This is a genomic window from Brevundimonas sp. (assembly GCF_023259385.1).
GTDB lineage: Bacteria > Pseudomonadota > Alphaproteobacteria > Caulobacterales > Caulobacteraceae > Brevundimonas.
On record NZ_JAHFPF010000334.1, the window covers coordinates 1 to 2,896 of the forward strand.

3 protein-coding genes are annotated in these 2,896 nt (G+C 69.1%); all 3 read right to left on the bottom strand.

From position 1 onward, the window contains the following. Positions 1-174: 174 nt before the first annotated feature. Genes Q0C81_RS17810 through Q0C81_RS17820 form a run of 3 tightly spaced genes read right to left on the bottom strand, consistent with a single transcriptional unit; the run spans position 175 to position 2,772 of the window. Complete coding sequence (locus tag Q0C81_RS17810) at positions 175-342, bottom strand: hypothetical protein (RefSeq protein ID WP_291841113.1); 168 nt, start codon at positions 340-342, stop codon at positions 175-177. Continuing rightward, entirely contained in the window at positions 317-1,351 is a 1,035-nt protein-coding gene (cydB, locus tag Q0C81_RS17815) for a cytochrome d ubiquinol oxidase subunit II (RefSeq protein ID WP_291841115.1), read from the bottom strand. The genes Q0C81_RS17810 and cydB overlap by 26 nt, the downstream gene beginning before the upstream one ends. After that, a complete protein-coding gene (locus Q0C81_RS17820; RefSeq protein ID WP_291841117.1) occupies positions 1,351-2,772 on the bottom strand; it encodes a cytochrome ubiquinol oxidase subunit I in 1,422 nt (473 codons plus the stop codon). Before Q0C81_RS17820 ends, cydB begins: the two co-directional genes overlap by 1 nt. Between the last annotated feature and the right edge of the window lie 124 nt (positions 2,773-2,896).

A 2,896-nucleotide genomic window follows, 5' to 3' on the forward strand; every position in this document is an offset into this window, starting at 1 on the left:
ACCAGCGTTCAGGTCGCGGGTGAAGTCCGCGCCGGGCGCGACGGCGGGCGCGGGCGCTGGGGTCGGGGTCTGGGCCCCGCTGGGGGGCGCCGTCTGGGCCTGGACGGCTCCGGCGAGGAGAAGGGCGGCGGCGGCGGACGCGACAGAGACTTTCATGACCGCGACCTTCGCCCCTCAGCCCATGAACGGCAAGGCCCTGAGACCATAGGCGACAATGGCGGTCACCGCCGAAGCCGCGACCGCCAGGGCCACGAACCACGCCAGCTTCTTCCACAGCGGGCCGCCGGCTTCGCCGGGCCCGGGCGGGGGAACGGGTTCAATGATGATAGCCGGACTCCTCATCGACCTTGCCGCGGAAGACCCAGTAGACCCAGGCCGTGTAGATCAGGATCAGCGGCAGGATGAACGCCGTGCCCCACAGCATCAGGGCCAGCGCGTTGTCGGGCGCCGCCGCCTGCCGGTAGTCCAGCGCATAGGGGGCGACATAGGGCACGAAGCTGGCCGCCAGTCCGAGATAGCCGGACAGGAAGACCGCGATCGCGCCCACGAAAGGCCAGCGGTGCGAGCCCTTGCGGGCCATCACGAAGACCATCGCCAGCCCGGCCAGGCCGACCGCCGGGATGACCAGCAACGGCGCCAGCGCGGCCCAGTCGATGGCGAAGCCGTTGCTGAGATCGAAGCCCCAGCGGCTGGCGATGCGCGGATGGATGTACAGGGTCGCCAGGCTGACCGCCGCCAGCAGGGCCGCGACGGCCCCCGCCGAGATCAGGGTCCAGCGCTTGGCGTCGCCGTGCAGGTTGTCCTTGGTCTTCATCATCAGCCAGGCCCCGCCCAGCAGGGCGTAGCCGGCCACCAGGCCCGCCGCGACCAGCAGGCTGTAGGGCGTCAGCCAGTCGAAGGTCCCGCCCGCGAACCGGCCGCCCTGAACGGTCACGCCCTGGATGAAGCCGCCCAGGATCAGGCCCTGCGCCACCGCCGTCAGGATCGAGCCGCCGGCGAACATCTGGGTCCAGAATTTGCGGCCCCGATCCCGGGCGCGGAAGCGGAACTCGAACGCCACGCCGCGCAGGATCAGGCCCGCCAGCATCAGCAGCACCGGCAGATAGAGGGCCGGCATCAGCACCGAGAAGGCGCCGGGGAAGGCCGCCAGCAGGCCGCCGCCGCCCAGCACCAGCCAGGTCTCGTTGCCGTCCCAAACGGGGGCGACGGTGTTCATCATCACATCCCGCTCTTCCTTGCGCCTGGCGAAGGGGAACAGGATGCCGACCCCGAGGTCGAAGCCGTCGAGGACGACGTAGAGGAGGACGGCCGTGGCGATCAGCCCGGCCCAGATCAGCGGCAGGTCCAGCATCACGCGTCCTCTCCGGGAGTGGTGTCCGCCGGCGCCTTGGCCAGGGCCGAGCCGGGGGCGCGGTCCTGACGCGGATCAGGCTCGGCCGCGGCGGCTACGGGACCTTCGGCCATCAGGCGCAGGATGAAGATGGCGCCGGCGGTGAAGACCACCGCATAGACGCTGATGTAGGCGATCAGGCTGGTCGCGACCTCGGCGGTCGTGACCGGCGAGACCGCGTCGCGGGTGCGCAGCACGCCGTAGACCAGCCACGGCTGGCGCCCGACCTCGGTCACCATCCAGCCCGCCAGCACGGCGAGGAAGCCGGACGGCCCCATGGCCACGCAGAAGCGCAGGAACCACGGACTGTCGAACAGCCGCTTGCGCCAATGGAGCCAGGCCCCGCCCAGTCCCAGCGCGATCATCAGCAGGCCCAGGCCGACCATGACGCGGAAGGCGAAGAAGGGGATGGCGACCGGCGGCTGGTCGTCGGGCGCCCACTGGTCCAGGCCCTTGATGACCTCGTCCTTGGGCACGTTCTGGATCATGTTGCCGATGCCCGGGATCGAGACCTCCAGATGGTTCTTCTGGGCCGCGCGGTCGGGGATGCCGAACAGGTGCAGCGGTTGGTCGGCGCGGGTCTCCCAATAGCCCTCGATGGCGGCGGTCTTCAGCGGCTGATGCTCGTGCGCGACCTCGCCCGACCAGTGGCCGGCGACCAGTTGCAGCGGCGCGACGACGGCGACCAGGCCGATGGCCATGACCAGTCCGATCCGGCTTTCGGTCCAGCCCTCGACGGGGCCCTTCGCGCGCTCCTTCAGCACCCGGTAGGCCGAGGCGGCGCCGACCACCAGGCCGGTGGTCAGGAAGGCGGCCAGCAGCATGTGCACGAGGCGCGAAGGGAAGCTGGGATTGAAGATGACGGCGGCGAAGTCGGTCGCCCGCATGGTGCCGTCGGCGAGGACTTCGAAGCCCTGCGGCGTCTGCATCCAGCTGTTGGCCGACAGGATCCAGAAGGCCGAGATCGAGGTGCCGACGGCGACCAGGACGGTGGCCAGGAAGTGCAGCCGCGGCCCCACCTTCTTCCAGCCGAACAGCATGACGCCGAGGAAGGAGGCCTCAAGGAAGAAGGCGGTCAGGACCTCATAGGCCAGCAGCGGCCCGATGACCCCGCCGGTGATGCGGATGAACTCGGACCAGTTGGTGCCGAACTGGTAGCTGAGCACGATGCCCGAGACGACGCCCATGCCGAAGCTGATGGCGAAGATCTTCACCCAGAACAGATACAGGGTCTTGAAGGCGTCCCGTTTGGTCCAGAGCCACAGCCCCTCCAGCACCGCCAGAAAGGCCGCCAGGCCGATCGTGAAGGCCGGAAAGAGGATGTGGTACGAGACGGTGAAAGCGAACTGCAGGCGCGAGAGCAGCAGCGCATCAATTTCCACAGCCGGATCCTTCCGAATAGCCCTACTATTTGTCAGGTCTTACGCCTGCCGGACGGCAGAGTCGATGCGCGTTCCGCCGCGCGTCGGAAGGTCGCAAAGGTGAAGCTTCTACCAGCGCTTCACG